This is a genomic window from Arthrobacter sp. zg-Y1171 (genome assembly GCF_025244845.1).
In the GTDB taxonomy this organism is placed as follows: Bacteria; Actinomycetota; Actinomycetes; order Actinomycetales; family Micrococcaceae; genus Arthrobacter_B.
Genome location: NZ_CP104264.1, coordinates 2,069,491 through 2,093,416, shown reverse-complemented (window position 1 = coordinate 2,093,416; position 23,926 = coordinate 2,069,491). Strand labels below are relative to the sequence as shown.

The window sequence follows — 23,926 nt, the reverse complement described above, 5'->3', positions numbered from 1 at the left end:
CGCTAGTTGTAGCTGACCTGTACCTTGCCGTCGGCATCCCGGGTGATCTTTCCGCCCTTGAAGCTCTGGACCGTTGCACCGCCTGCGGCCGCGGTCGGACCGGAGGTCGGGTATCCGAGACGTCCCGTCTCCGCGCCCTGCGCACGGTAGGCGTCCCGGACGGGCCCGTTTGCGAGGATATGCGTTCCCGTGCCGGCAGAGGAGAGGATGGTGCCGCCCTCGTATTCCTGTGTGGTTCCGCCGTTGGAGGATTTTTCTCCGCTGGTCGGCAGGCCGAGGTAGCCCGAGTTGAAACCGGTGGAGCCCCAGGCTGAACGAATTGCCCCGTTCTTCGAGATCTGCGCCCCGGTCTTCTGGGACCAGATGATCGCGCCGCCCTCATAGTCCTGGTACTTGCCCTGCGCTCCCATGCTCCGTTCCCCTCCGGTGGGAAGCCCCAGATAGCCGGAGTTGAAGCCCGTGGAACCCCAGGCGGAGCGGATCGGTCCGTTCACGGAGACCTGGGCTCCGGTCTTTGCGGACCAGATAATGGCTCCGCCTTCGTAGTCCTGGTAGCTGCCCTGGGTGCCCATGGCCCGTTCCTCCCCGGTCGGCAGGCCCAGCGGACCGGCGTTGAAGCCTGTGGCGCCCCAGGCCGAGCGGATGGGACCGTTCCGGGAGATCCTGGCCCCGGTCTTCTCCGACCAGATGATCGCGCCGCCCTGGTAGTCCTGGTATTTCCCCTGAGTGCCCATGCTTGTCTCCGGGCCGGTGGGAAGCCCAAGGTAGCTGGCGTTGAAGCCCGTGGCGCCCCAGGCCGAGCGGATGGGGCCGCTCTTGGAGATCTGTGCTCCGGTCGCAGCGGACCAGATCATGGCACCGCCCTGATAGTCCTGGTAGGTGCCCTGGGTCCCCATCAGGACTTCATTGCCCACGGGATATTTGAGGTCCGACTTTTCCGCTCCGGCGGCACGCCAGACATTCCGGACGGCACCCGTGACGATCCAGGCCCCGGACGCAGGGGAGTGGATGATGGTTCCGCGCTGGTACTCCTGGGAGGTGCCGCCGTCTGCGAGCGTCACCTGGTTTGTCGTCGGGTAGCCGATGGGGCTGTTCTCGAAGCCGGAACGGCGCCAGGCTTCACGGATGGGTCCGTTCCGGGAAACGCGCGCACCCGTGGCCGGAGACCAGATGATGGCTCCGTTCTGGAAGTCCTGGTAGGTTCCGCCGTTGGGCAGTCCGCCTATTTCGTTGCTCGTGGGATAGCCCAGGTAGCTGCGTTCAAAACCGGTGTAGCCCCACTCGGTGCGGATCGGGCCGTTCTTGGAGACCCGCGCCCCGGTGGCGGGCGACCAGATAATGGCGCCGCCCTGGTAATCCTGGTAGGCGCCGCCGTTGGGCAGGCCGTAGACCTCGTCACTGGTGGGAAGGCCGAGGTAGCCGGCGTCGAAACCGGTGGACGCCCAGGCGGAGCGGATCGCTCCGGTGGAAACGCGTGCACCTGTGTTGGGGGACCAGATGATGGCTCCGTTTTGGAAGTCCTGGTACGCCCCGCCGTCCTTCAACCCGCCGCGGATATCGCCGATCGCGTTGCCCAGCTCCGGGTGCGCCCTGCGGGCTTCGTCGATCGGGGCTCCGGCACGAGCGGCGACGCCGCCGGTCACCGTGACGGACGCGGCTTCGCCGCTGATCCAGTTGACGTGCACCGTTGTGCCGGAATGCGAGGTGAAGGTCTGGCCGGCCTGCCAGGTGCTGTTGGCATTGGTATAACCGCTGAAATCCCGGGTGTTGGGTGCAATAACCAGGGAATTCACGGCCCAGTCGTTCGCCAGGTCCGGCTTGACGATCTTCACGCCGCGGTTGCCGCCGACAGCCGTGGACTCGTCATATCCCACCGGAAGCCGAAGCTCGAGGTAATAGGTCTCGCCGGAAGAATCCCTGAATTTCACCGCACGCTGCGCGGAAGAGCCGGCCCAGGGCCTCAGGGTGTATGTGATCGAGGATCCGGGTGTACCGGCGTTGTAGATCTCGTCGCCGCGGCCGAAACCGCCGGCGTCCCAGAAATACGAATTAATGGCCGGCGAAGGATACTGTGCGTAACCCATGAGATCGGAAGTGTCTCCGTACTCACGCGAGGTGCAGGAACCGTCGGCCCAGGCGCCGTTGGAGCCGACACCGATATCGGATCGGCCGTTGTTGCATTTGAGGCTGTTGGCGTGCAGCAGGCCCAGTACGTGGCCGAATTCGTGCGTCACCACGTTGTTGGTGAAGCCCGAAGGCTGCGGCATCAACACCGAACCGCTGGTGGGACCGGAAGTCCAGCCGCCGCCGAGGATGCCGCCGTACCCCCCGCTCTTGAGATCGCCGGCAGGCACAAAGACCAGCAGGGCATTGTTGGCGCTGTCCCGCCATCCGAGGTCACGCTTGATGGTATTCATCATGTCGGCGTAGTCCTGCCGGGAATTGGCGGAGCTGTTGATGGCGCGGGTGCTGGTATGGAGCACGCCCAGCCGGCCGTTGGACATGGCACGCCAGTACTGGTTGGCCGCGGTCATCGAGTTAAGTGCTCCGGCTTCATTCACCGCGCCCCGGTTATCGGTAAGCGTGGCGTACACGAGCGTGATGTTGATCGTCCCGCTGCGGGCGGCGGCACCCATCGTGCTTGCACCGCCGGCCGCGCTGCTGAAGGCAGAGGCGCCGTGGTCATGCGCTGCGGAGATGTCCGTCTCCACGGCGGAACGCACGGTCCCGTCCGGGTCCGTGACCATCGGAGTGTTGGGACCGGGGACCGGGAAGCCCCCGCCGACCACGGGGTCGTACCCGAGCTCATCCCCGGATTCGGCCGTGTCCGTGTGGCTTTCTTCGCCGTCGGCGGGATGTTCCTCAGCCGGGGCGGCGGTCAGCGGGGCGGATGGCGTCGGTTCAGCCTCCGGCACGGCTTCCGCGACGGCGCTGCCGGCGTCGGGCGCAGGAGAGGGAGGCAGGGTGGCGGCGCCGGGATCGGCGGGGACCTGTGTGGCCGCGGGTTCGCCGGGGACGGCGTACTCCTGTGCCGGAAGCCCTCCTGCTGTCAGCGAAACGGCGAGGAGGGCCAGAACGGCGAGTTTTGCACTTTTCAAATGACTAATCCTTGTAGGGCGATTCCTGGTGGGCGCAACGGTGCTGTATCCGCGACGCCAGCGTCGGACGCGGGTAGACCGCTCCAATCCGGAGGGATCGGAGTATAGTCCTACCTGCTCTATCGGCACGCAGCAACGCCATGTAAGGGCGGTTTCCGGTCGGGCCGGGGGAATTTGGAGACGCGGCTGCAGCGGAAGCTAGGCTGGAAGCGTCTTTTCCCCATCCTCAAGAAACGGACTTACCCCAAATGCGCGTCCATATTGCAACCGACCACGCAGGCATGGAACTGAGCTCCCACCTCATTGCCCATCTGACGGGCAAGGGGTACGACGTCGTCGACCACGGCCCCCGGGAATACGATGCCGAGGACGATTACCCCGCGTTCTGCATCGACGCGGCCGAGGCCGTTGTCCGGGATCAGGAAGCGGGCACGGATGCCCTGGGAATCGTGCTGGGCGGCTCAGGCAACGGCGAACAGATCGCCGCCAACAAGGTTCGGGGAATCCGGGCCGCACTGGCCTGGAACCTGGAGACCGCAAAGCTCGCACGCCAGCACAATGATGCCAATATCGTCGCCGTGGGCGGGCGCCAGCACAGCGTAGAGGAGGCCACCGGAATCATCGAAGCCTTCCTCGCCGAGCCCTTCAGCGACGCCGAACGCCATGTCCGCCGGATCGGACAGATTGCACGGTACGAAACCACCGGCTCCACGCTCTAATGCCCGAAGGGCATTCCATCCACCGCCTGGCCCGGCAGTTCTCCTCGGTGTTCGGTGGCGAAAGGCTCACCGTAAGCAGCCCGCAGGGCCGGTTTGCTGCCGGTGCCGCCCGGCTGGACGGACATGTGCTCGAGGCGGCGGAAGCCCACGGCAAGCAGCTGTTCCTGCGTTTCGACCATGATCTCTACCTGCGCATCCACCTTGGCCTCTACGGCGCCTTCGATTTCGGCGGGGACGAAACGTTCATCGGATCCTCCAGTATCGGAGCGCCCCGGCGGCTGGGGGAGCAGGAGGTGGCAGGCGACGACGGCGCGGGCTACTCCGGGCCGCCCGAACCCAAGGGGGCGGTGCGGGTCCGGCTGGTTTCCAAGCACGGCTGGGCGGACCTGCGCGGCCCCACCGCCTGTGAGGTGGTGACCGAAGCCGAACGCCGAAAGGTGCTGGCCAGGCTGGGGCCGGACCCGCTGGCGGGCGGGGACGGCGGCGCCGGGGATGACGGCGCCGCAGGTGCCGGGCGTGCTGCGGAATTCACGCGCCGGCTGCGCAGCAAGGGCTCGCCTGTCGGCCTCCTGCTGATGAACCAGGAGGTGCTGGCGGGGGTGGGCAACGTCTACCGCGCCGAAGTGCTGTTCCGGGCCCGGATTTCACCCTGGCGGCTGGGCCGCAGCGTGGGCGAGGGCGAGGCGGGGGCCGTGTGGGACGACGTCGTGCGCCTGATGAACGACGGAGTGCGGCAGGGCCGGATCATCACTACGGAGCGGCAGGACCGGGACGACACCGGCGAGCCGGTCCCCGTGTCCGAGGCCCACTATGTCTATAAGCGGACCGGACTGCCGTGCCGGCGCTGCGGAACCCCGGTGGCGGGAACCGAGATGGGCGCCCGCAAACTGTACTGGTGCCCGTCCTGCCAGGCCGACTGATCCTGCCAGGCCGACTGGGCGCGGGCGCGGGCAGCGGCCTGGCCGCCTGGCCTGCACGGGCCTAAAAGCAAGAAGGGCCTTCCGCGCGGCGGAAGGCCCTTCTAAGGTGGAGGGGATGACGGGAATCGAACCCGCGTAATCAGTTTGGAAGACTGAGGCTCTACCATTGAGCTACATCCCCGGCGCCGTAAGGCAGGTTTTACCTTAGCACGCGAAAACCGGCCGTGAGTAATCGGCCGGTATCCGGCTCCCAACCGGGTGCGGAATCGATCGTGGTGCCGGGAAAATTCGTCATACCAGCTTCAGGGCAGGTAGGCTGTCAGGTGCACTGACGGGGTGTAGCTCAGCTTGGAAGAGCGCCTGCTTTGGGAGCAGGAAGTCGCAGGTTCAAATCCTGTCACCCCGACTCTGTATAACCATGGTGCAGACCAATCCCAGAACCCTCAGGAGAACTTACGCTGTGAAGAGCGCCGTAGAAAACCTCACACCCACGCGGGTAAAGCTCAACGTCGAAGTTCCGTTCGAGGAACTGAAGCCGAGCATCGAAGAGGCCTACAAGACCATCGCCACTCAGGTGCAGGTCCCGGGCTTCCGCAAGGGCAAGGTTCCCAACCGCCTCATCGATCAGCGCGTTGGCCGCGGCTACGTCCTCGAGACGGCGATCAACGACGGACTCAATGGCTTCTACGCCGAAGCCGTCCAGGAAACCGGAATCAGCCCCCTGAGCCGGCCCGAAGTTGAGATCACCGAAGTGCCGGACCCGACCACCGACGAAGGCCAGCTGGTCTTCACCGTCGAGCTGGACATCCGCCCCGAAATCGAGCTCCCGGACTACGCCGGCCTCGAGGTCACCGTCGAGCCCGCCGAGGCTTCCGACGCCGACGTCGACAAGGCCCTGGACGAGCTGCGCAGCCGCTTCGGCACGCTGAAGTCCGTGGACCGCCCCGCCGCCGCCGATGACTTCCTGACCATGGACCTGGTCGCCAAGGTAGACGGTGAAGAGGTGGATTCCGCTGCTGACCTGTCCTACCAGGTAGGCGCCGGCACCATGCTTGAAGGTATGGACGAGGCCGTTACCGGCCTGAGCAGCGGCGAATCCGCCACCTTCAACACCAAGCTGGCCGGCGGTGAGCACGCCGGTTCCGACGCCGTGGTCACCGTTACCGTCAAGGCAGTCAAGGAGCGCGAGCTCCCCGAGGCCAACGACGACTTCGCCCAGCTGGCAAGCGAGTTCGACACCATCGCCGAGCTCCGCGAAGACCTCACCAAGCGTGCCGCCGAGTCCAAGCTGATGGAGCAGGGCGTCGAAGCCCGCGACAAGGTCCTGGAGAAGCTGCTCGAGCTCGTTGAGGTTCCGGTTCCGGAATCCGTCATCGAAGAGCAGATCGAACAGCACTTCAACTCCGAGAGCGCCCAGACCTCCGGTCCGGACCACGACACCGAAGAGCACCGCGCCGAGGTTCGGTCCAACACCGAGCAGGCGTTCAAGAACGAGATCATCCTTGACGCCGTAGCCGAGAAGGAAGAAGTAGGGGTCAACCAGAACGAGCTGATCGACTACATCGTTTCCTCCGCTTCGCAGTACGGCATGGATCCGAACCAGTTCGCCCAGCTGATCGACCAGAGCGGCCAGGTTCCGATGATGGTCGGCGAAGTCCGCCGCCGCAAGGCACTGGCCAAGGTCCTCGAGCTGGCCAAGGTCACCGACACCACCGGTGCCGAGATCGACCTCACCGAATTCGTCCGGCCCGCCGGCGAAGAGGTCGAGGCAGCAGAAGCAGAAGCAGAAGAGCAGCAGAACGAAGACAAGGCCTAGCCTGTCCCGGTTTCCTTAACCGCCTGTTGTGCCGCCGGTCCGAAAGGGCCGGCGGCACAGTGGTTTAAGCGTTCCTTTGGCGGGCGGCCCGCGCCACAGACCGATGTGACGCGCATCGTGCGCCGTCAGCGAACAGCCGGCCAAACAGAAGCAGATCGCCGCCGCGACAGGCTAGTGTCCTAGAAGAGACAAACGGCAGGAGCCGCTGGCACGGCCAGCACCCGTTCCTGCCAGAGCGAGAGGTCACTCAGTATGGCAACTGCACCGAACACACCCACCATGGCTACGGTGGACCCGGCCGGCCGGGACGACTACATCTACAACCGCCTGCTCAAGGAGCGGATCATCTGGTTGGGCTCGGAAGTCCGGGACGAGAATGCCAACGCGATCTGCTCCCAGCTTCTGCTGCTTTCCGCGGAAGATCCCGAAAAGGACATCTACCTTTACATCAACTCTCCCGGCGGCTCCGTGACCGCAGGCATGGCGATCTACGACACCATGCAGTTCATCCCGAACGACGTCGTCACCGTCGCCACCGGCCTGGCCGCCTCCATGGGCCAGTTCCTGCTCTCCTCCGGCACCAAGGGCAAGCGCTACGCAACGCCGCACGCCCGCATCCTGATGCACCAGCCCTCCGGCGGAATCGGCGGCACGGCTTCGGACATCAAGATCCAGGCCGAGCTGATCCTGAACATGAAGCGTGTGATGGCTGAGCTGACTGCCGAGCAGACCGGCCAGACCGTCGAAACCATCCTCAAGGACAATGACCGCGACAAGTGGTTCACCGCGCAGGAAGCCCTCGAATACGGCTTCTTCGACAAGATCTCCGCGCACGCAGGCGGAGTGACCGGCGGCGGCGGAACCAACCAGGACCAGGCAGAGGGCAAGGACGAGGACTAGGGTCCCCGGCCAGCCACCCCTCCATTTGCAGACTTCAGGAGTAATTCATGAACCATAATTTCGGCACCGCCGGCTCCGCCGTCGCCCCGCAGATGCCCACCAGCCGCTACGTCCTGCCGCAGTTCGAAGAGCGCACGCCCTACGGCTTCAAGCGCCAGGATCCGTACACCAAGCTGTTCGAAGACCGCATCATCTTCCTGGGCGTCCAGGTTGATGACGCCTCCGCCGACGACGTCATGGCCCAGCTGCTGGTGCTTGAGTCCACGGATCCGGACCGCGACATCACCCTGTACATCAACTCCCCGGGCGGCTCGTTCACGGCCATGACGGCCATTTACGACACCATGCAGTACATCCGTCCGGAGATCCAGACGGTCTGCCTCGGTCAGGCTGCCAGCGCCGCCGCCGTGCTGCTGGCCGCAGGGACCCCGGGCAAGCGCCTGGCACTGCCGAACGCCCGCGTGCTCATCCACCAGCCGTCGCTGTCCGGCGGCCAGGGCGGCCAGGCCTCCGACCTGGAAATCCAGGCCGCCGAGGTCATGCGGATGCGTACCTGGCTGGAGGACACCTTGGCGCTGCACTCCAACCGCACCTCCGAGCAGGTCAATACGGACATCGAGCGTGACAAGATCCTGACGGCCGACTCGGCCCTGGAATACGGGCTGATCGACCAGGTGCTTGATTCCCGCAAGCTCAAGACGCCGGCCATTAACAAGATGTAACCTGCTTCGCCGAAATAACGGCATGTCCAGCCGGCCCGTGGCGCGTAATATCGCACCACGGGCCGTTTGGTTGCTGAATAGCTCCTCCAAGTGTCCTAGAGTGGATCATGGTTGGCTCAGCCCATGCTGCGGAACCGTTTTTGATGGACCATCTAAGGGGACTGAACTATGGCTCGCATTGGTGAGAGCACGGATCTGCTCAAGTGCTCTTTCTGCGGAAAGAGCCAGAAGCAGGTACGCAAACTCATTGCCGGCCCCGGCGTGTATATCTGCGATGAGTGCATCGACCTCTGCAACGAGATCATCGAGGAAGAACTCTCCGAGGTTGCTGACCTGGGTACCTTTGAGCTGCCCAAGCCGCGGGAAATCTTCGACTCGCTGCAGGAATACGTCATTGGCCAGGAACCTGCCAAGCGGTCGCTGGCCGTTGCGGTCTACAACCATTACAAGCGGATCCAGGCCGGCCATGCTCCGCGCAACGCCGGCAACCTTGCGGACGCGGTAGCGGCCGACGACGTCGAAATCGGCAAGTCCAATATCCTCCTGATCGGTCCCACCGGCTGCGGCAAGACCTATCTGGCGCAGACCCTGGCCCGCCGGCTCAACGTCCCCTTCGCCGTCGCCGACGCCACCGCGCTCACCGAAGCCGGGTATGTCGGCGAAGACGTGGAAAACATCCTGCTCAAGCTCATCCAGGCGGCGGACTACGACGTCAAGAAGGCCGAGCAGGGCATCATCTACATCGACGAGATCGACAAGATTTCGCGCAAGAGCGAGAACCCCTCGATCACCCGGGACGTCTCCGGCGAAGGCGTACAGCAGGCGCTGCTGAAGATCCTCGAAGGTACGGTCGCCTCCGTGCCGCCGCAGGGCGGACGCAAGCATCCGCACCAGGAATTCATCCAGATCGACACCACCAACGTCCTCTTCATCGTGGCCGGCGCCTTTGCCGGACTGGAAGAAATCATCGGTTCGCGCTCCGGCCGCAAGGGCATCGGCTTCGGCGCGCCGCTGATCGAAACCACCAAGGGCACGGACTCGTACGCCGAGGTCATGCCCGAGGACCTGCTCAAATTCGGCCTGATTCCCGAATTCATCGGCCGGTTGCCCGTCATTACCACCGTGTCCAATCTGGACCGCACGGCCCTGATCCGTATCCTGACCGAGCCGAAGAACGCCCTGGTGAAGCAGTACCAGAAGATGTTCCAGCTCGACGGCGTCGAACTCACCTTCGAGCAGGGCGCCCTGGACGCGATCGCGGACCAGGCGCTGGACCGCGGCACCGGAGCCCGCGGCCTGCGTGCCATCCTCGAAGAAGTGCTGCTGCCGGTAATGTTCGACCTGCCCAGCCAGGAGGACGTCGCCACGGTAGTCATTACCGCGGATACCGTGGAGAAGAAGGCCGAACCGACCCTCATCTCCCACGCAGTCGCCACCAAGCGCCGGAACAAATCCGCGTAGTACGGGGTTGGGGGGAGTAGTACGTTCGGCGCTGAATGCGCCATCGACCGCTTCGAAGGAGTTTCCATGACCGTAAATGGTTCTGCGTCGCCTGCCAGTTCCGCATCGACTGCCGATTTCTGGTTTGACCCGATGTGCCCGTTCGCCTGGGTCACCTCCCGCTGGATGGATGAGGTGGAAAAGGTCCGCGACGTCCGCACCAACTGGCACGTCATGAGCCTGTCCGTGCTGAACGAGGGCCGCGACCACCTTCCGGAGGACTACCGGAAGCGGATGGATGCGGCCTGGGGTCCTGTGCGCGTGATCATCGCAGCGCAGGAACTGCACGGCAGCGAGTACATCAAGAAGCTGTACGACGCCATGGGAACCCGAATCCATATCGGCGGCAACTCCGACTTCCCCACGGTGATCCGTGAGGCCCTGGCCGAGGTCGGCCTGCCCGCCGAGCTCGCGCAGTACGCCGAAACCGACGAGTATGACTCCCAGCTGCGCGCCTCACACAAGGAAGGCATCGCAAAGGTGGGCGACGACGTCGGCACCCCCATCGTGGCCTTCAACGGCACCGCCTTCTTCGGCCCGGTCCTGACCCGCATTCCGCGGGGCGAAGAGGCCGGCGCGATGTTCGACGGCGCCGTCATGCTTGCCTCCAACCCGGCGTTCTTCGAACTCAAGCGCAGCCGCACCGAGAGCCCGCAGTTCGACTGATTGCTTTGCTTCCACAAAGCAGAACGCCCGGCCGGGTAACCCGGCCGGGCGTTCTGCTGTCCTGCTGCGGTTACTCTGCCGGCGGTGCCAGCTCGACGTCGGAAACGCTCAGCTCGCCCTCGCCGACGGCCAGGTTGAGTTCGCGGACGTTACCGGCGGCCTTCAGATCCGCCTGCCCGGCACGGAGGCGGGCGACGGCACCCTCAGGCGCGGTGACCGTGGCCTTGAGGACCTCGGTCCGCTGCTTCACCTTGGCCTCGGACTTCGCCTTGCGGATACCGCCCAGGGCGGCGGCAACCGTACCGAGGATGCCGGCGTCGGCATCCACCACTGCGGCGGCGAGACCGTCCACGTTCGGCCACGGCGCGCGGTGCACCGATCCGGCGCGCCACCAGCCCCAGACCTCTTCCGTTGCGAACGGCAGGAACGGTGCGAACAGGCGCAGCAGCGCATCCAGCGTGGTCGCCAGCGTAGCGAGCACCGAAGCCTGCTCCGCGTCCCCGGCAGCCCCGTAGGCACGGTCCTTGATCAGCTCCACATAGTCATCCGTGAAGGACCAGAAGAAGGACTCGGTCAGCTGCAGTGCCTTGGCGTAGTCGTAGCGTTCGAAAGCACTCGTGGCGGCGTTGACGACGTCGGTCAGCTGGGCCAGCAGTGCCAGGTCCAGCGCGTTGGTGATCACCGAGGTGTCCGCCAGGGCCACGTTCTTCTCCGTAGCGCCCAGGTTCAGGACGAACTTTGACGCATTGAGCAGCTTGATGGCCAGCCGGCGGCCGATCTTCATCTGCGCAATTTCGTAGGCCGTATCCGCACCGAGCTTCGCCGAAGCGGCCCAGTAGCGCACGGCGTCGGAACCAAACTCGTTCAGCACATCGGTGGGGACCACCACGTTGCCCTTGGACTTGGACATCTTCTTCCGGTCCGGATCCAGGATCCAGCCCGAAATCGCGGCGTGCTTCCACGGCGCAGCGGCGTTCAACGCATCGGCACGGACCACTGACGAGAACAGCCAGGTCCGGATGATGTCGTGGCCCTGCGGCCGCAGGTCGAACGGGAAGACCTTCGCGAAGAGGTCCTCGTCCACGCTCCAGCCGCCCACAATCTGCGGGGTCAGCGAGGAGGTGGCCCAGGTGTCGAGCACATCCGCGTCGCCGATGAAGCCGTTCGGCTGGTTGCGGGCAGACTCTTCGTAGCCCGGAGCCGGTTCGGCGGCCGGGTCCACGGGGAGGGATGCGGAATCGGGCAGCACCGGGTGGTCGTAATCCGGGTTGCCGGCGGCATCCAGGGGGTACCAGACCGGAACGGGCACGCCGAAGAAGCGCTGGCGGGAGACCAGCCAGTCACCGTTGAGGCCCTCAATCCAGTTCTCGTAGCGGGAGCGCATAAACGCCGGGTGGAAGTCGATTTCCTTGCCCCGGGCAATCAGGCGTTCGCGGCGTTCCTCGTCGCGGCCGCCGTTGCGGATGTACCACTGGCGGCTGGTGACCACTTCGAGGGGCTTGTCGCCCTTTTCGAAGAAGTTGACCGGGTGGGTGATCTTCTTCGGTTCGCCGTCGAGGTCGCCGCTTTCGCGGAGCATTTCCACCACGGTCTCTTTGGCGCTGAAGACGGTCTTCGTGGCGATGGCCGCGTAGTTTTCCTTGGCCGTCTCGGTGGCAATCCACTCCGGGGTGTCGGCGAGGATGCGCCCGTCGCGGCCGATCACGGCACGGGTGGGCAGGTTCAGCTCGCGCCACCAGGTCACGTCGGTCAGGTCGCCGAAGGTGCAGATCATGGCGATGCCGGAGCCCTTGTCGGGCTTGGCCAGCGGATGCGCCTTCACTTCCACCTCGACGTCGAACAGCGGCGACTTCACCGTGGTGCCGAAGAGGCGCTGGTACCGCTCGTCGTCGGGATGCGCAACGAGGGCAACGCAGGCCGGCAGCAGTTCCGGACGGGTGGTCTCGATGTAGATCTTCTCGCCGTCGGGGGCGTGGAAGCTCACCCGGTGGTAGGCGCCGGGCTGCTCGCGGTCCTCAAGCTCTGCCTGGGCCACGGCGGTGCGGAAGGTGACGTCCCAGAGCGTGGGGGCTTCGGCCATGTAGGCGTCGCCGGCCCGCAGGTTGTCCAGGAAGGCGCGCTGGCTGACGGCACGTGAGTGGTCGTCGATGGTGCGGTAGGTGCGGTTCCAGTCCACGGACAGGCCCAGGGTGGAGAAGAGGTCCTCGAAGACCTTCTCGTCCTCCACCGCCAGCTCCTCGCACAGCTCGATGAAATTGCGGCGGGAGACGACGTCGAAATCACGCTGGTTCTTCGCAGCCTTGGCCGGCGGACGGTAGTCGGCGTCGTACGGCTTGGTGGGATCGCACCGCACACCGTAGTAGTTCTGCACGCGGCGCTCAGTGGGCAGGCCGTTGTCGTCCCAGCCCATCGGGTAGAAGACATTCTTGCCGGTCATCCGCTTGTAGCGGGCCATCACATCGGTCTGCGTGTAGGAGAACATGTGCCCCACGTGCAGCGAGCCGGAGGCCGTGGGCGGGGGAGTGTCGATGGAGTAGACCTCGTCGCGGACCGTGTCCGGCTCGAACGCGTACGTTCCCTCCTCGCGCCAGCGGGCGCTCAGCTTGGACTCAAGCCCCTCAAGGGCGGGCTTGTCGGGGACGGAAACGGTCTGGGGTTCGTTGTCGGGCGTGTCTGTGCCCGGGATATGTTCAGCCATGGTTTCCATTCTTCCATGCAGGCCTATGGTCTGAGGCACTGCCGGGTTTACCGGACTGTCCCGGGTGTTGCCGCCTGTTTCCCGTCCTGCGGTGACTTGCCGAAGTAATGGGCCAGGAAGAAGGTCATGGCGACTGCTCCGGTGAGCAGCGAGATGCGTTCACGTGGACCGGACGGGGCCCGGCCCAGAAGGGCGACGCCGCCCGCTGCGTTCAGGGCGCTCCAGACGGCGTTGGCCACGGGGCCCGAGAGTCCGACGCCGGGCGGATTGGCAAAAGGGGTGGGGAACCTTCGGCCCTGGACGGCGCTGACCCCGTGCGGGACTGCGTTGGCGAGGAGTACTCCGGCGAGGAATCTGGCGACATGAGGCATGGATAGGTCCTGTTCGGTTCGCGGAGGGTGGGGGCAGCTAGCGGGGACGGCGTACCGAGAGCCTACAGCTTGGCCCCCGCCTGTGCGGGCAGGGGGTCTGCTGCGAGCACAGCGTCCCACCGGGTGGTGCTGTTGGTGCCGGTGGGGCCTCAATGGATGCCAGGAGCCCCAAACCGTGGGACCCCGTGCGGGCAGGCACGGCCTCCATCCCTCCACACAGGACCGAACCGCATCGGGTGACCTGATGCACGCCACCCCGCAGCACGGAAGAGCAACAACCGGCCGGAGACCCACCACTGTGAGGGGATGCAGCAACTGGAGGCATTCCTGCTCACACGTTACGGAGTAGCCAGCTACGGGACGCTGACCGCCAACGGGTTCCCTCGGCGCACGATCGACCAGGCCTTGCGCACCGGGATCGTCCGGCGCGTGGCCCGCGGAACGTTGGCGCTGCCTCAGGCAGACGCCCGGTTGGTCCATGCCGCACGCAGCCAGACCTCGCTGACATGCACCTCGGCGGCCGACATTCTTGGCTGGTGGTTGCTGACCCCACCCGAAACCGTACACGTCCGGTGCGACGCGGCCCGGTCAATACCCGGCACGGTTGTCCACCGGGGACAGCGGTCGGCACACCGGCTGATAGCACCGCCCCGGCAGATCCTGAAGGACGCCTTCCGCTGCCTTCCCCCGCTGGACGCACTGGTGATGGCGGAATCCGCAGTCGTAACCAAAGCCGTAGGACTGCAGAGCCTGCACAAGGAATTCTCCGGTCAGCAGGACTGGCAGGTCCGGGCCCTGCTGGGGACCGTTCGGCGCACCACGGCATCACCGCTGGAGGAGGGAGCACTACCGCGCGGACCGGCGACGCTGGAACGCGTCGGCAGCGGGCGGGTGGATCACGCTGCGAATCACCGCGGAACTTGTCCTGCACCGGCCGGAAGAGTTTGTGGACCTGGTGAAAAAGACGCGGGACATGTGGAGCATTCGCGAACATGCCCAGCGACCGCCGCCGTCGTCACAGAGGGAAGGAAAGCGCCGCAAAACCAGGACGGAACCAAACGCTGGCTAAAGTGGTGCCATGACTGAGATCACGCCGAGGCGGGCCGTTGTTACCGGAGCAAGTTCAGGGATCGGGGCTGCCGCAGTGCGCGCACTGCGCGCCTCGGGCTGGGACGTCGTCGCCGTGGCCCGCCGCAGGGAGAAGCTGGAGGCGCTCGCAGGGGAAACCGGCGCTGAAGCCATCGCTGCGGATGTCACCGATGACGCTTCGGTGGCACGGCTCGCCGAGCAGGTCCTGGCGGGCGGGGGAGTGGACGCCTTGATCAACAACGCCGGCGGTGCCTTCGGACTCGACCCGGTCGCGAGCGGAAGCATCAGCGACTGGCAGCGCATGTACGACGTCAATGTGCTGGGGGCACTGCGGACAACGCAGGCATTCCTGCCCGCACTGCGGGCGAACGGCCGGGGATCGGTCCTGCTGCTCACGTCGACGGCGGCCTTTACCGCCTACGAGGGCGGTGCCGGCTACAGTGCAGCGAAGTCCGGGGAAGAGATGCTGGCCCGGACGCTGCGCCTGGAGGAAGCCGAACACAATGTCCGTGTCATCGAGATTGCCCCGGGCATGGTCAAGACAGAGGAGTTCTCCCTGAACCGGGTGGGGGACAAGGAGGCTGCGGACAAGGTGTACGCCGGCGTCGAAAAGCCGCTGACGGCGGAAGACGTCGCCGAGGTCATCGCGTTCGCGTTGAACGTGCCGCACCACGTCAACCTGGACCAGGTGGTCCTGCGCCCGCTGGCGCAGGCTGCCCAGCACAAGGTCATACGCACCGGATTGTAGGCGGGCAGGTACTCCCGGAGCGCCCCGCCGGGGACGGTGCTTCGACAACCGGCGCGGGCGTGGCCTAAACTTGACCGGAACAGCACTGACCCGGCCATCACCGGTGAGCTTCCGGAAGAACAGCTACCCCTTAAATAGGGGCAGCCCAGTAGAACCGGACGGGTAAGCCCGTCACAGCAGTCAATGAGCGGCAGCCGCGCGACCCCAGCACCAGCGGGAACGCACGGCGGCAAGCGAGGTGGTACCGCGGTTACCGCCGGCCTTTCGGGGCCGGTAGAGGCCGCCCTCGCATCCTGTTCCACAGCCAGATTCACTTGCCGCTATCAGGATGACGAATATGCCCTCTGTATACCCCAAAGCCAGCACCGGCGACGCAGCTTCTGCTGCCGTTCCCTCCTCTCCCCGGTTTCCGGAACTCGAAGAACGCGTTCTGAAGTACTGGGAAAATGACGGCACCTTCCAGGCTTCCATCGACGCCCGGCCGGCCGGAAACGACGGCGAGAACGAGTTCGTCTTCTACGACGGTCCGCCCTTCGCCAACGGCCTGCCGCACTACGGCCACCTGCTCACCGGCTACGTGAAGGACCTGGTGGCCCGCTACCAGACCCAGCGCGGCCGCCGCGTGGAACGCCGCTTCGGGTGGGACACCCACGGCCTTCCCGCCGAACTCGAGGCCATGAAGCAGCTCGGGATGAGCGACAAGGTCCAGATTGAGAAGATGGGCATCGACAAGTTCAACGATGCCTGCCGCGCCTCGGTCATGAAGTACGCCGGCGACTGGCAGGACTATGTCACCCGCCAGGCCCGCTGGGTCGATTTCGAGAACGATTACAAGACGCTCAACGTCGAGTACATGGAATCGGTCATCTGGGCGTTCAAGACCCTGCACGAAAAGGGCCTGACCTACAGCGGTTTCCGGGTGCTTCCGTACTGCTGGAAGGACGAGACACCGCTGTCCAACCATGAGCTGCGCATGGACGACGACGTCTACAAGATGCGCCAGGACCAGACGGTCACGGTCACCTTCCCCATCACGGCCGGCGACAACGCGCTTTCCGCCGAGCTCGAAGGCGTGCAGGCCATCGCCTGGACCACCACCCCCTGGACCCTGCCCACTAACATGGCCCTCGCCGTCGGACCCGAGGTCCGCTACGCCGTCGTGCCCGCGGGTCCGAAGGGCACCCAGGCCGGCGAGGGACGTTTCCTCCTGGCCGAGGACCTTGTGGGCTCCTACGCGAAGGACCTGGGGTACGACGACGCCGAGGCGGCCCGCGCGGCCGTCACGGCCGTCCACCTCGGCAAGGACCTCGCCGGGCTGCGCTACGCACCGCTGTGGAACTACTACACCGACACGGAAAAGTGGGGCACTGCCAACGCCTGGCAGGTCGTCACCGCGGATTACGTCACCACCACCGACGGCACCGGCATCGTCCACCAGGCACCCGCCTACGGTGAAGACGACCAGAAGGTCTGCGAGGAATACGGCATCCCCGTGATCCTCTCCGTGGACGAGGGCGGCAAGTTCCTGCCCATGTTCGCCGTCGGGGAGCTCGCCGACATCGCCGGACTGCAGGTCTTCGACGCCAACAAGCCGATCACCCGCGTCCTGAAGGCGGAGGGGCGGCTGCTGCGCCAGGCCAGCTACGAGCACAGCTACCCGCACTGCTGGCGCTGCCGGAATCCGCTGATCTACAAGGCGGTCTCCTCCTGGTTCGTTGAGGTCACCAAGATCAAGGACCGCATGGTCGAGCTGAACCAGCAGATCAACTGGATCCCGGAGAACGTCAAGGACGGCCAGTTCGGCAAGTGGCTGGAAAACGCCCGTGACTGGTCCATCAGCCGCAACCGCTACTGGGGCAGCCCCATCCCGGTCTGGGTTTCGGACGATCCCAACTACCCCCGTACCGACGTGTACGGTTCGCTGGCTGAAATGGAAGCCGACTTCGGCCGGCTGCCGCTGAACAAGGAAGGCCAGCCGGACCTGCACCGCCCGTTCATCGACGAGCTGACGCGACCCAACCCGGACGACCCCACCGGGCAGTCCACCATGCGCCGCGTGGAGGATGTCCTGGACGTGTGGTTCGACTCCGGGTCCATGCCGTACGCCCAGGTGCACTACCCGCACGAGAACGCCGACTGGTTCGAGAACCACAACCCCGGCGACTTCATCGTCGAGTACATCGGCCAGACCCGCGGCTGGTTCTACACCCTGCATGTCCTGGCCACGGCACTGTTTGACCGGCCGGCCTTCCGCAACGTCATCAGCCACGGCATTGTCCTGGGCTCCGACGGGCAGAAAATGTCCAAGTCGCTGCAGAACTATCCGAATGTCTCGGAGGTGCTGGACCGTGACGGTTCCGACGCGATGCGCTGGTTCCTGATGGCCTCCCCGATCCTGCGCGGCGGCAACCTGATCGTCACCGAGCAGGGTATCCGCGACGGCGTCCGCCAGGCCATCCTGCCGCTGTGGAATGTGTGGCACTTCTTCAGCCTCTACACCAACGCCGCCAACAACGGCAACGGCTACGAGGCCAAGGCCTGCTACGACTCCACCGAGCCGCTGGACCGCTACCTGCTCGCCGCCACCGGCGACCTCGTGCGGGACATGGGCACGGCACTGGACACCTATGACGTGTCCGTGGCCTGCGAGATCCTCCGCGCCTACATGGACACGCTGACCAACTGGTACATCCGCCGCAGCCGTACACGCTTCTTCGAAGAAGATACGCAGGCCTTCGACGTGCTCTACACCTGCCTGGAGACCGTGTGCCGGGTGGCAGCTCCGCTGCTGCCGCTGATCGGTGAGGAAATCTGGCGCGGCCTGACCGGCGGGCGCTCCGTGCACCTGACCGACTGGCCGGACGCGGACCTCTTCCCGAGCGACCCGGCCCTGGTGGAACGCATGGAGGCGACCCGCCGGATTGCCTCCGTCGGTTCCTCGCTCCGCAAGGGTGCCAACCTGCGCGTGCGCCTGCCGCTGTCCGAAATGACCGTCGTCGCTCCGGAGGCGCAGTCCCTGACCGGCCAGTTCGCAGCGATCATCGCGGATGAGCTGAACCTGAAGAACGTCCGCCTGGTGGAGGCCGCCGACGCCGACCCGGCAGAATTCGGCATCAGCCAGAAGCTCGTGGTCAATGCGCGCGCCGCCGGACCCCGCCTGGGCAAGAACGTCCAGACGGCCATCAAGGCTGCCAAGTCCGGCGACTGGTCCGTGGACGACGCCGGCACGGTCACCGCCGGCGGCCTCGCCCTGGAGCCGCAGGAGTACACCCTGGAAACCGTCGTCGAATCGGATGAAGGGGAATCCGCCAAGGCGGTTGCCGTTCTGCCCGGCGGCGGCTTCCTGGTGCTCAACACCGAGGTCACCCCGGAACTGGCCGCCGAAGGCACCGCCCGCGACGCCATCCGGGCGGTCCAGCAGGCCCGCCGCGACGCGAACCTGCATATCAGCGACCGCATCCGCACCCGCATCAGCACGGGGGAGGAAGAGGCAGCCGCCCTCCAGGCCAACGTGGCCCTGGTGAAGGCCGAAACGCTCACCGATGACCTCGTCATCACCGGGGACCTGGTCACCGACGGCGCCGATACCGACGCCGAGAAATACACCGTCACAGTGGAGAAGATCTAATGAGTTCAGCAGACCGCCCGTCCGGTTCCATTGACGGGTTCTCCGTGGAGAGCGTCTACGCCGAGCTGCTTAGCCGCGCGCCGGAGAACAAGATGGAGCCGCGCATGGCTCCGCTGTTCCGGGCAATGGAGGTACTGGGGGAGCCGAACAAGGCGTTCCCGATCATCCACATCACCGGTACCAACGGCAAGACGTCCACCGCCCGCATGATCGAAGCCGGGCTGCGGGCTTACGGGCTGCGGACCGGCCGGTACACCAGCCCGCACCTGACCAGCGTCACCGAGCGGATCAGCATTGACGGCGAGCCTGTCAGCGATGAAACGTTTGTCCGGATCTGGGACGAGATCCATCCCTACCTGGACATTGTCGACGCCGAGCTGGAGGCCGCGGGCGAGCCCCGGCTGACGTACTTCGAAGCCGTGACCATCCTGGCCTTCGCGGTGTTCGCGGACGAACCGGTGGACGTGGCGGTCATCGAGGTGGGCCTCGGCGGCATCACCGATGCCACCAACGTCGGCGACGGCACCGTTTCCGTAGTCACACCCATTTCCCTGGACCATACCGAGCTGCTCGGCGACGACGTCGCCGACATTGCCCGGGAAAAGGCCGGCATCATCAAGGAGGACGGGTTCCTCATCAGCGCCGCCCAGCCCATGGAGGCAGCGCAGGTGCTGCTGGAAAAGGCCCACGAGGCAGGCGTCCCGTTCCGGTTCGAAGGCGTCGAGTTCGGCGTCGAATCCCGGGTGATGGCAGTGGGCGGACAGATGGTCACCATCAACGGCCTCGCCGGCCGCTATGAGGACCTGCAGGTTCCCCTGCACGGCGCCCACCAGGCCGAAAATGCCGCAGTAGCCGTGGCGGCGCTGGAAGCCTTCATCGGCGGCGGGACCAAGGAGCTCGACGTCGAACTGCTGCGTACCGGGTTCCTGACCGTCACCTCGCCGGGCCGCCTTGAGGTGGTGCGGACCGCACCCACCATCGTTGTCGACGCCGCGCACAACCCGGCGGGCGCGAAGGCAACCGCTGAGGCGCTGCGCGAGGCGTTCAACTTCACCACGCTTGTCCTGGTGGTCGGCATCCTGGCGGAGAAGGACGCCGTCGGCATCCTGAGCGAACTCCGGGAACAGTTCGGCGACCTGGTCAGCGGCGTTGTCCTGACCCAGTCCGGCTCGCCGCGGGCCATTCCCGCCGAGGAACTGGTCCAGGATGCCGTGGACGCCGGGTTCGCCGACGAAGACATCCAGGTCGAGCCCGGCCTGGACAACGCCATCGAATGGGCCGTAGCCAAGGCTGAGGAGAACAACGATCTCTCCGGCGGCGTGCTCGTGGTCGGTTCCATCACCTTGGTCGCCGAAGCGCGCACCCTCCTCGGAAAGTAGGCTTCGCAGCCATGGCTAAACTGACCAAAGCGCAGCGCGAATGGCGTCCGGGAATGCCCAAGAAGCGCCGCTCCGTCAAGGTAATGTTCGCGTCGACGGTGCTGACACTGGAAGCATTCGTGGTGCTGTTCGGGACGCTGGCGGTCTTCGGGCTGCACCGGGACAGCATCTCCCCGCCGCTGCTGCTCAGCGGCGGACTGCTGCTGGCAGTGGCGCTGATCGGAACCTGTGCGCTGCTCTCCAAGCCGGCGGGTCCGCTGATCGGGTGGATCCTGCAGCTGGTGATCATTGCCAGCGGATTCCTGGAACCCATGATGTTCCTCGTCGGCGTGCTCTTCGCCATGACCTGGTGGTACGGACTCAAAGCCGGAATGCGCCTGGACCGGGAAAACCGCGAACGGGACCGGATGCAGGCCGAATGGGAGAAAGCCCATCCCGAGGAAGGCAACGCGGCAGCCGGCCCCGAAACCGCCGCCGGCACCGACTAGGCTTAGATCCGATATCCGATCGTTCCAAGGAGATACACCGTGAGCACCGAGCGCACACTTGTCCTGATCAAGCCCGACGGCGTCGAGCGCCGGCTCACCGGAGCCATCCTGGCCCGGATCGAAGCCAAGGGTTACACCGTGGCCGAGCTGAAGAAGACCGAAGCCACTCGCGGCATCCTCGAAGAGCACTACGCCGAGCACCAGGGCAAGCCGTTCTACGAGCCGCTGGTCGAGTTCATGCTCAGCGGGCCGATTGTTGCGGTGGTCCTTGAAGGACAGCGCGTGATTGAAGGCTTCCGGTCCCTGGCCGGCACCACCGACCCCACCACGGCGGCACCGGGCACCATCCGCGGCGACTTCGGCCGCGACTGGGGTTCCGCCGTCCAGCAGAACCTGGTCCACGGGTCCGATTCGCCTGAATCGGCGGCCCGCGAAATCGGCATCTGGTTCAACTGACAGCACAGTCCATCCGGACGCAGGAAGGGCCGGCACCATCACTGGTGCCGGCCCTTCCTGTGTAATCCGCCTGCTTCCCGCCCGTTAGGGAATCAGGTTTTCGGCCCGAAGCCGCGCAAAGAGCGCCTTGAAGGCATCCTCCGTGCGGCGGTAGCCCGTGAAACCGGCGACCCGGCTCTTGCTCATATCCGTGAGTACCTCGACCTTCCGGCCAAGGTCGGCATCGGTGTGCCACCAGGAAGCCAGGCGTCCGAGGTCAGGCTCGGCCAGGCCGTGCTCGGCGGCAATCTTCGCCCAGGCTTCGGACATGCCGGCCATTTGCTCCTCCAGCGGACGCGGCTCCGACTCAAAACCGACGGGTTCCACCCCGAACTCGGCGGCCAGGCGCGGCCACAGGGAACGCCAGCGGAAAACGTCGCCGTTGACCACGTTGAAGGCTTCATTGGCGGTGTGCCCATCCGTAGCGGCCCAAAGCATGTGCTCGGCAAGCAGGCCGGCGTCGGTCATGTCGGTGACCGAATTCCACTGGGTTTCGGAACCCGGGAAAATAAACGGCATCCCCAGCTCGCGGCAGAGTGTCGCCTGCACGGCAAGGGTCTGTCCCATGTTCATGGCGTTGCCGACGGCGAAGCCGATCACGGTGTGGGCACGGTGGACCGACCAGGCGAAGCCCTGCCGCTCGGCCGCTGCCATCAGTTCGTCTTCCTGCGCATAGTAGAAGTTCTCCACCGGCAGGCGCGGCTCGTCTTCGGAGAAGGGAGTGTCCGGCATGGGACCCTCCCCGTACGCCTCGAACGGCCCCATGTAGTGCTTGAGCCCGGTCATCAGGGCCACATGCTCCAGGGGAGCGTCCGCCAGAGCGGTGAGCAGGTTCCGGACCATGGCCGAATTGACGGCAATGTTCTCCGCCTCCGTCTCCTGCCGGGACCAGGACGTAAAGAAGACATGCGTGGGGCGGGCGCCTTCCAGCGCCTTTGCCAGGCTGTCGGGGGAACCGAGGTCCGCTGCAACCGGAACGACGCCGGGACGCGCCGGGTCGGGGTTTCCGGCCTTCCGGGACAAGGCCAGGACGGTCCAGCCCTCGTTCGCGAGCAGGTCCACCAGGGCCGCTCCGGCGATTCCGGTGGCGCCGGCAACGAGTGCGGTGCGGGGAGTTTCCGGGCGGGCGGGCGTGGTTCTGAGCATGGTTCTCCTCATGGATCGAAATGCGGCGCTGCGGGGCAATCTTCCGCACGCCTTCCTCTGGGCCAACGGGGAACCGGCGGGGGAAATTCCTCACGGGTTCCGGAGAAAGTCGCCTAGGCTGTGGCCATGGCACTTATATACGACGCCGAGCTGCGTCCGGGCAAAATGGAATTGATCTCCGGCTGGTTGCCGGGCACCTGGTGGTTTCCCTCAACGGAACCGGTGACGGCTCGGAAGGTGGCTTCCTTCCGGTTCGATGACCCCGAGGGCGAGGTGGGAATCGAAACCCATATCGTGGAAGCCGGTTCACTGCTGCTGCAGGTGCCCCTGACCTACCGCGGCGCACCGCTGGCCGGCGCGGAGGAATTCCTGATCAACGAAATGGAGCACTCGGTGCTCGGGCGGCGCTGGGTCTACGACGCGCTCGGCGACCCGGTCTACGCCCGGGCCCTGGAAGCGGCACTCCTTTCCCGGCAGCCGCAGGCCGCCCAGTACCTTGAAAGCGACGGCGGACGCGAGCTGTTGTCCGAAACCGTGCAGGTCAGCAGCACGGGGATGCCCGACGGCGCCGGGCTGGTTGATGCGCCTGCTTCCGATCCGGAGGGCTGGGCAACCTCCGTCCTGACCGAGGGCGGCTGGGAGTTCTCCGTAGTGCGCTTGCTGGACCTGGACGGACGCACGGCACCGGACCCCTCGCTGACGGCCACATGGGAGGGCCAGGACATACCGGTGGTGCTCGCCTGGGGGCTTCCGCTGGAACGGTAGCTTCAACCCAAGGCCGCTGAGACTCCGGGGGAGGTCTAGCTGCCCAGGAAGGAGTTCAGGAACCGGAAGAAGATGGACGCCGCCGTCGCGACCCAGAGGAGAACGACGATCGGCCACGCCCAGTCCGTGAGGAAGCGGACCAGGCCGGCCGGCGCCGGGATGGTGCCGGCCGTCAGGTTGCGGATGGTCGTGAAGACGAACAGCGGAATCATGGCCGCCCACACCACGATGCAGTAGATGCACAGCACGTAAATGTCGAACAGTGCCTGGCTCCACAGCCAGACCACGAACACCATGCCGAGGGTGACGCCGATCTGCAGTCCGATCCAGTACCAGCGGGCGAACCGGGCACCCGCCAGCAGCCCCATGGCAGTGGTGATGACGACGGCGAAGGCCACGATGCCGATCAGCGGGTTGGGGAAGCCGAAGATGGCCGCCTGCCAGGTCTGGAACACCGTTCCGCAGGAGACCCACGGGCTGATGTCGCAGCTGGTGATGTAGTCGGCGTCCGCGTACACGTGGAGGCGTTCAATCACGAGGATGCCGGACGCGACCCAACCGACTACCGAGGTGACCAGGAGCGTCCAGGCAAAGGACCGGCGTTCCGGACGGACGGCAGCGGCTGCCTGGTCCCGGGGATCGGCGGCTTCGTCCGGGGTGGCGCCGGATGATGGACGGGCTGCGCTGGAGGGCACGGAAGCTCCTTACGGAGTAGCTGTCGGAAGTAACTATCTGCGTCGAGTCTATGCGCAGGGACGGGCCAAAAAGGCGGCCGTAT

At 65.7% G+C, this 23,926-nt stretch carries 18 protein-coding genes and 2 tRNA genes; 14 read left to right on the top strand and 6 right to left on the bottom strand.

The genetic code is table 11. The annotated features are described in order from the left end of the window. Positions 1-2 precede the first annotated feature (2 nt). On the bottom strand, positions 3-3,098 hold the full coding sequence (locus N2L00_RS09805) for a zinc-dependent metalloprotease family protein (protein WP_255862895.1): 3,096 nt from the start codon (positions 3,096-3,098) through the stop codon (positions 3-5). A 248-nt stretch (positions 3,099-3,346) separates the two neighbouring features. Between N2L00_RS09805 and N2L00_RS09800 the strand changes: the two genes are divergently transcribed. Then, the gene (locus N2L00_RS09800; RefSeq protein WP_255766457.1) at positions 3,347-3,817 is read left to right on the top strand and encodes a ribose-5-phosphate isomerase; all 471 of its coding nucleotides are present in this window, start codon (positions 3,347-3,349) and stop codon (positions 3,815-3,817) included. Then, entirely contained in the window at positions 3,817-4,737 is a 921-nt protein-coding gene (locus N2L00_RS09795) for an Fpg/Nei family DNA glycosylase (protein ID WP_255862896.1), read from the top strand. The genes N2L00_RS09800 and N2L00_RS09795 overlap by 1 nt, the downstream gene beginning before the upstream one ends. 107 nt (positions 4,738-4,844) lie before the next feature. Here N2L00_RS09795 and N2L00_RS09790 read toward each other — a convergent pair. After that, a tRNA-Gly gene (locus N2L00_RS09790) sits at positions 4,845-4,918 on the bottom strand. Positions 4,919-5,069: 151 nt separating this feature from the next. Between N2L00_RS09790 and N2L00_RS09785 the strand changes: the two genes are divergently transcribed. From N2L00_RS09785 to N2L00_RS09760, 6 genes are all read left to right on the top strand, one after another. Further along, positions 5,070-5,143, top strand: a tRNA-Pro gene (locus N2L00_RS09785). Positions 5,144-5,197: 54 nt separating this feature from the next. Continuing rightward, entirely contained in the window at positions 5,198-6,553 is a 1,356-nt protein-coding gene (tig, locus tag N2L00_RS09780) for a trigger factor (RefSeq protein ID WP_255766455.1), read from the top strand. A 279-nt stretch (positions 6,554-6,832) separates the two neighbouring features. After that, positions 6,833-7,453, top strand: a complete 621-nt coding sequence (locus tag N2L00_RS09775) for an ATP-dependent Clp protease proteolytic subunit (RefSeq protein ID WP_227922731.1) — start codon at positions 6,833-6,835, stop codon at positions 7,451-7,453. Positions 7,454-7,500: 47 nt separating this feature from the next. Next, positions 7,501-8,175, top strand: coding sequence for an ATP-dependent Clp protease proteolytic subunit (locus N2L00_RS09770; protein ID WP_227921049.1), 675 nt, complete (start codon positions 7,501-7,503; stop codon positions 8,173-8,175). A gap of 168 nt (positions 8,176-8,343) precedes the next feature. Then, on the top strand, positions 8,344-9,636 hold the full coding sequence (gene clpX, locus N2L00_RS09765; protein WP_255766454.1) for an ATP-dependent Clp protease ATP-binding subunit ClpX: 1,293 nt from the start codon (positions 8,344-8,346) through the stop codon (positions 9,634-9,636). 66 nt (positions 9,637-9,702) lie between these two features. Further along, complete coding sequence (locus tag N2L00_RS09760; RefSeq protein WP_255766453.1) at positions 9,703-10,341, top strand: DsbA family protein; 639 nt, start codon at positions 9,703-9,705, stop codon at positions 10,339-10,341. A gap of 70 nt (positions 10,342-10,411) precedes the next feature. On the opposite strand, the gene valS is transcribed toward N2L00_RS09760, so the two are convergent. Both valS and N2L00_RS09750 read right to left on the bottom strand, forming a co-directional pair. Continuing rightward, a complete protein-coding gene (valS, locus tag N2L00_RS09755; protein ID WP_255766451.1) occupies positions 10,412-13,039 on the bottom strand; it encodes a valine--tRNA ligase in 2,628 nt (875 codons plus the stop codon). A 47-nt stretch (positions 13,040-13,086) separates the two neighbouring features. Next, a complete protein-coding gene (locus N2L00_RS09750) occupies positions 13,087-13,410 on the bottom strand; it encodes a hypothetical protein (protein WP_255862897.1) in 324 nt (107 codons plus the stop codon). A 1,078-nt stretch (positions 13,411-14,488) separates the two neighbouring features. On the opposite strand from N2L00_RS09750, the gene N2L00_RS09745 reads away from it, so the two are divergent. The 5 genes from N2L00_RS09745 (at position 14,489) to ndk (ending at position 21,198) form a co-directional block, all read left to right on the top strand. Further along, the gene (locus N2L00_RS09745) at positions 14,489-15,247 is read left to right on the top strand and encodes an SDR family oxidoreductase (RefSeq protein WP_255862898.1); all 759 of its coding nucleotides are present in this window, start codon (positions 14,489-14,491) and stop codon (positions 15,245-15,247) included. A gap of 328 nt (positions 15,248-15,575) precedes the next feature. Next, complete coding sequence (gene ileS, locus N2L00_RS09740; RefSeq protein WP_255766447.1) at positions 15,576-18,875, top strand: isoleucine--tRNA ligase; 3,300 nt, start codon at positions 15,576-15,578, stop codon at positions 18,873-18,875. Next, on the top strand, positions 18,875-20,254 hold the full coding sequence (locus N2L00_RS09735) for a folylpolyglutamate synthase/dihydrofolate synthase family protein (protein ID WP_255766446.1): 1,380 nt from the start codon (positions 18,875-18,877) through the stop codon (positions 20,252-20,254). Before ileS ends, N2L00_RS09735 begins: the two co-directional genes overlap by 1 nt. A gap of 11 nt (positions 20,255-20,265) precedes the next feature. Continuing rightward, positions 20,266-20,742 carry a DUF4233 domain-containing protein gene (locus N2L00_RS09730; RefSeq protein WP_255766445.1) on the top strand — a complete coding sequence of 159 codons (477 nt, stop codon included), beginning with the start codon at positions 20,266-20,268 and terminating at the stop codon, positions 20,740-20,742. 39 nt (positions 20,743-20,781) lie between these two features. Further along, positions 20,782-21,198, top strand: a complete 417-nt coding sequence (ndk, locus tag N2L00_RS09725) for a nucleoside-diphosphate kinase (RefSeq protein WP_227921063.1) — start codon at positions 20,782-20,784, stop codon at positions 21,196-21,198. Between the two features lie 84 nt (positions 21,199-21,282). On the opposite strand, the gene N2L00_RS09720 is transcribed toward ndk, so the two are convergent. After that, positions 21,283-22,383, bottom strand: coding sequence for an SDR family oxidoreductase (locus N2L00_RS09720; RefSeq protein WP_255766444.1), 1,101 nt, complete (start codon positions 22,381-22,383; stop codon positions 21,283-21,285). 126 nt (positions 22,384-22,509) lie between these two features. Between N2L00_RS09720 and N2L00_RS09715 the strand changes: the two genes are divergently transcribed. Then, positions 22,510-23,148, top strand: coding sequence for a CG0192-related protein (locus N2L00_RS09715; RefSeq protein ID WP_255766443.1), 639 nt, complete (start codon positions 22,510-22,512; stop codon positions 23,146-23,148). A 35-nt stretch (positions 23,149-23,183) separates the two neighbouring features. Here N2L00_RS09715 and N2L00_RS09710 read toward each other — a convergent pair whose 3' ends face one another. Next, positions 23,184-23,843, bottom strand: a complete 660-nt coding sequence (locus N2L00_RS09710; protein WP_370647256.1) for a vitamin K epoxide reductase family protein — start codon at positions 23,841-23,843, stop codon at positions 23,184-23,186. Positions 23,844-23,926 lie beyond the last annotated feature (83 nt).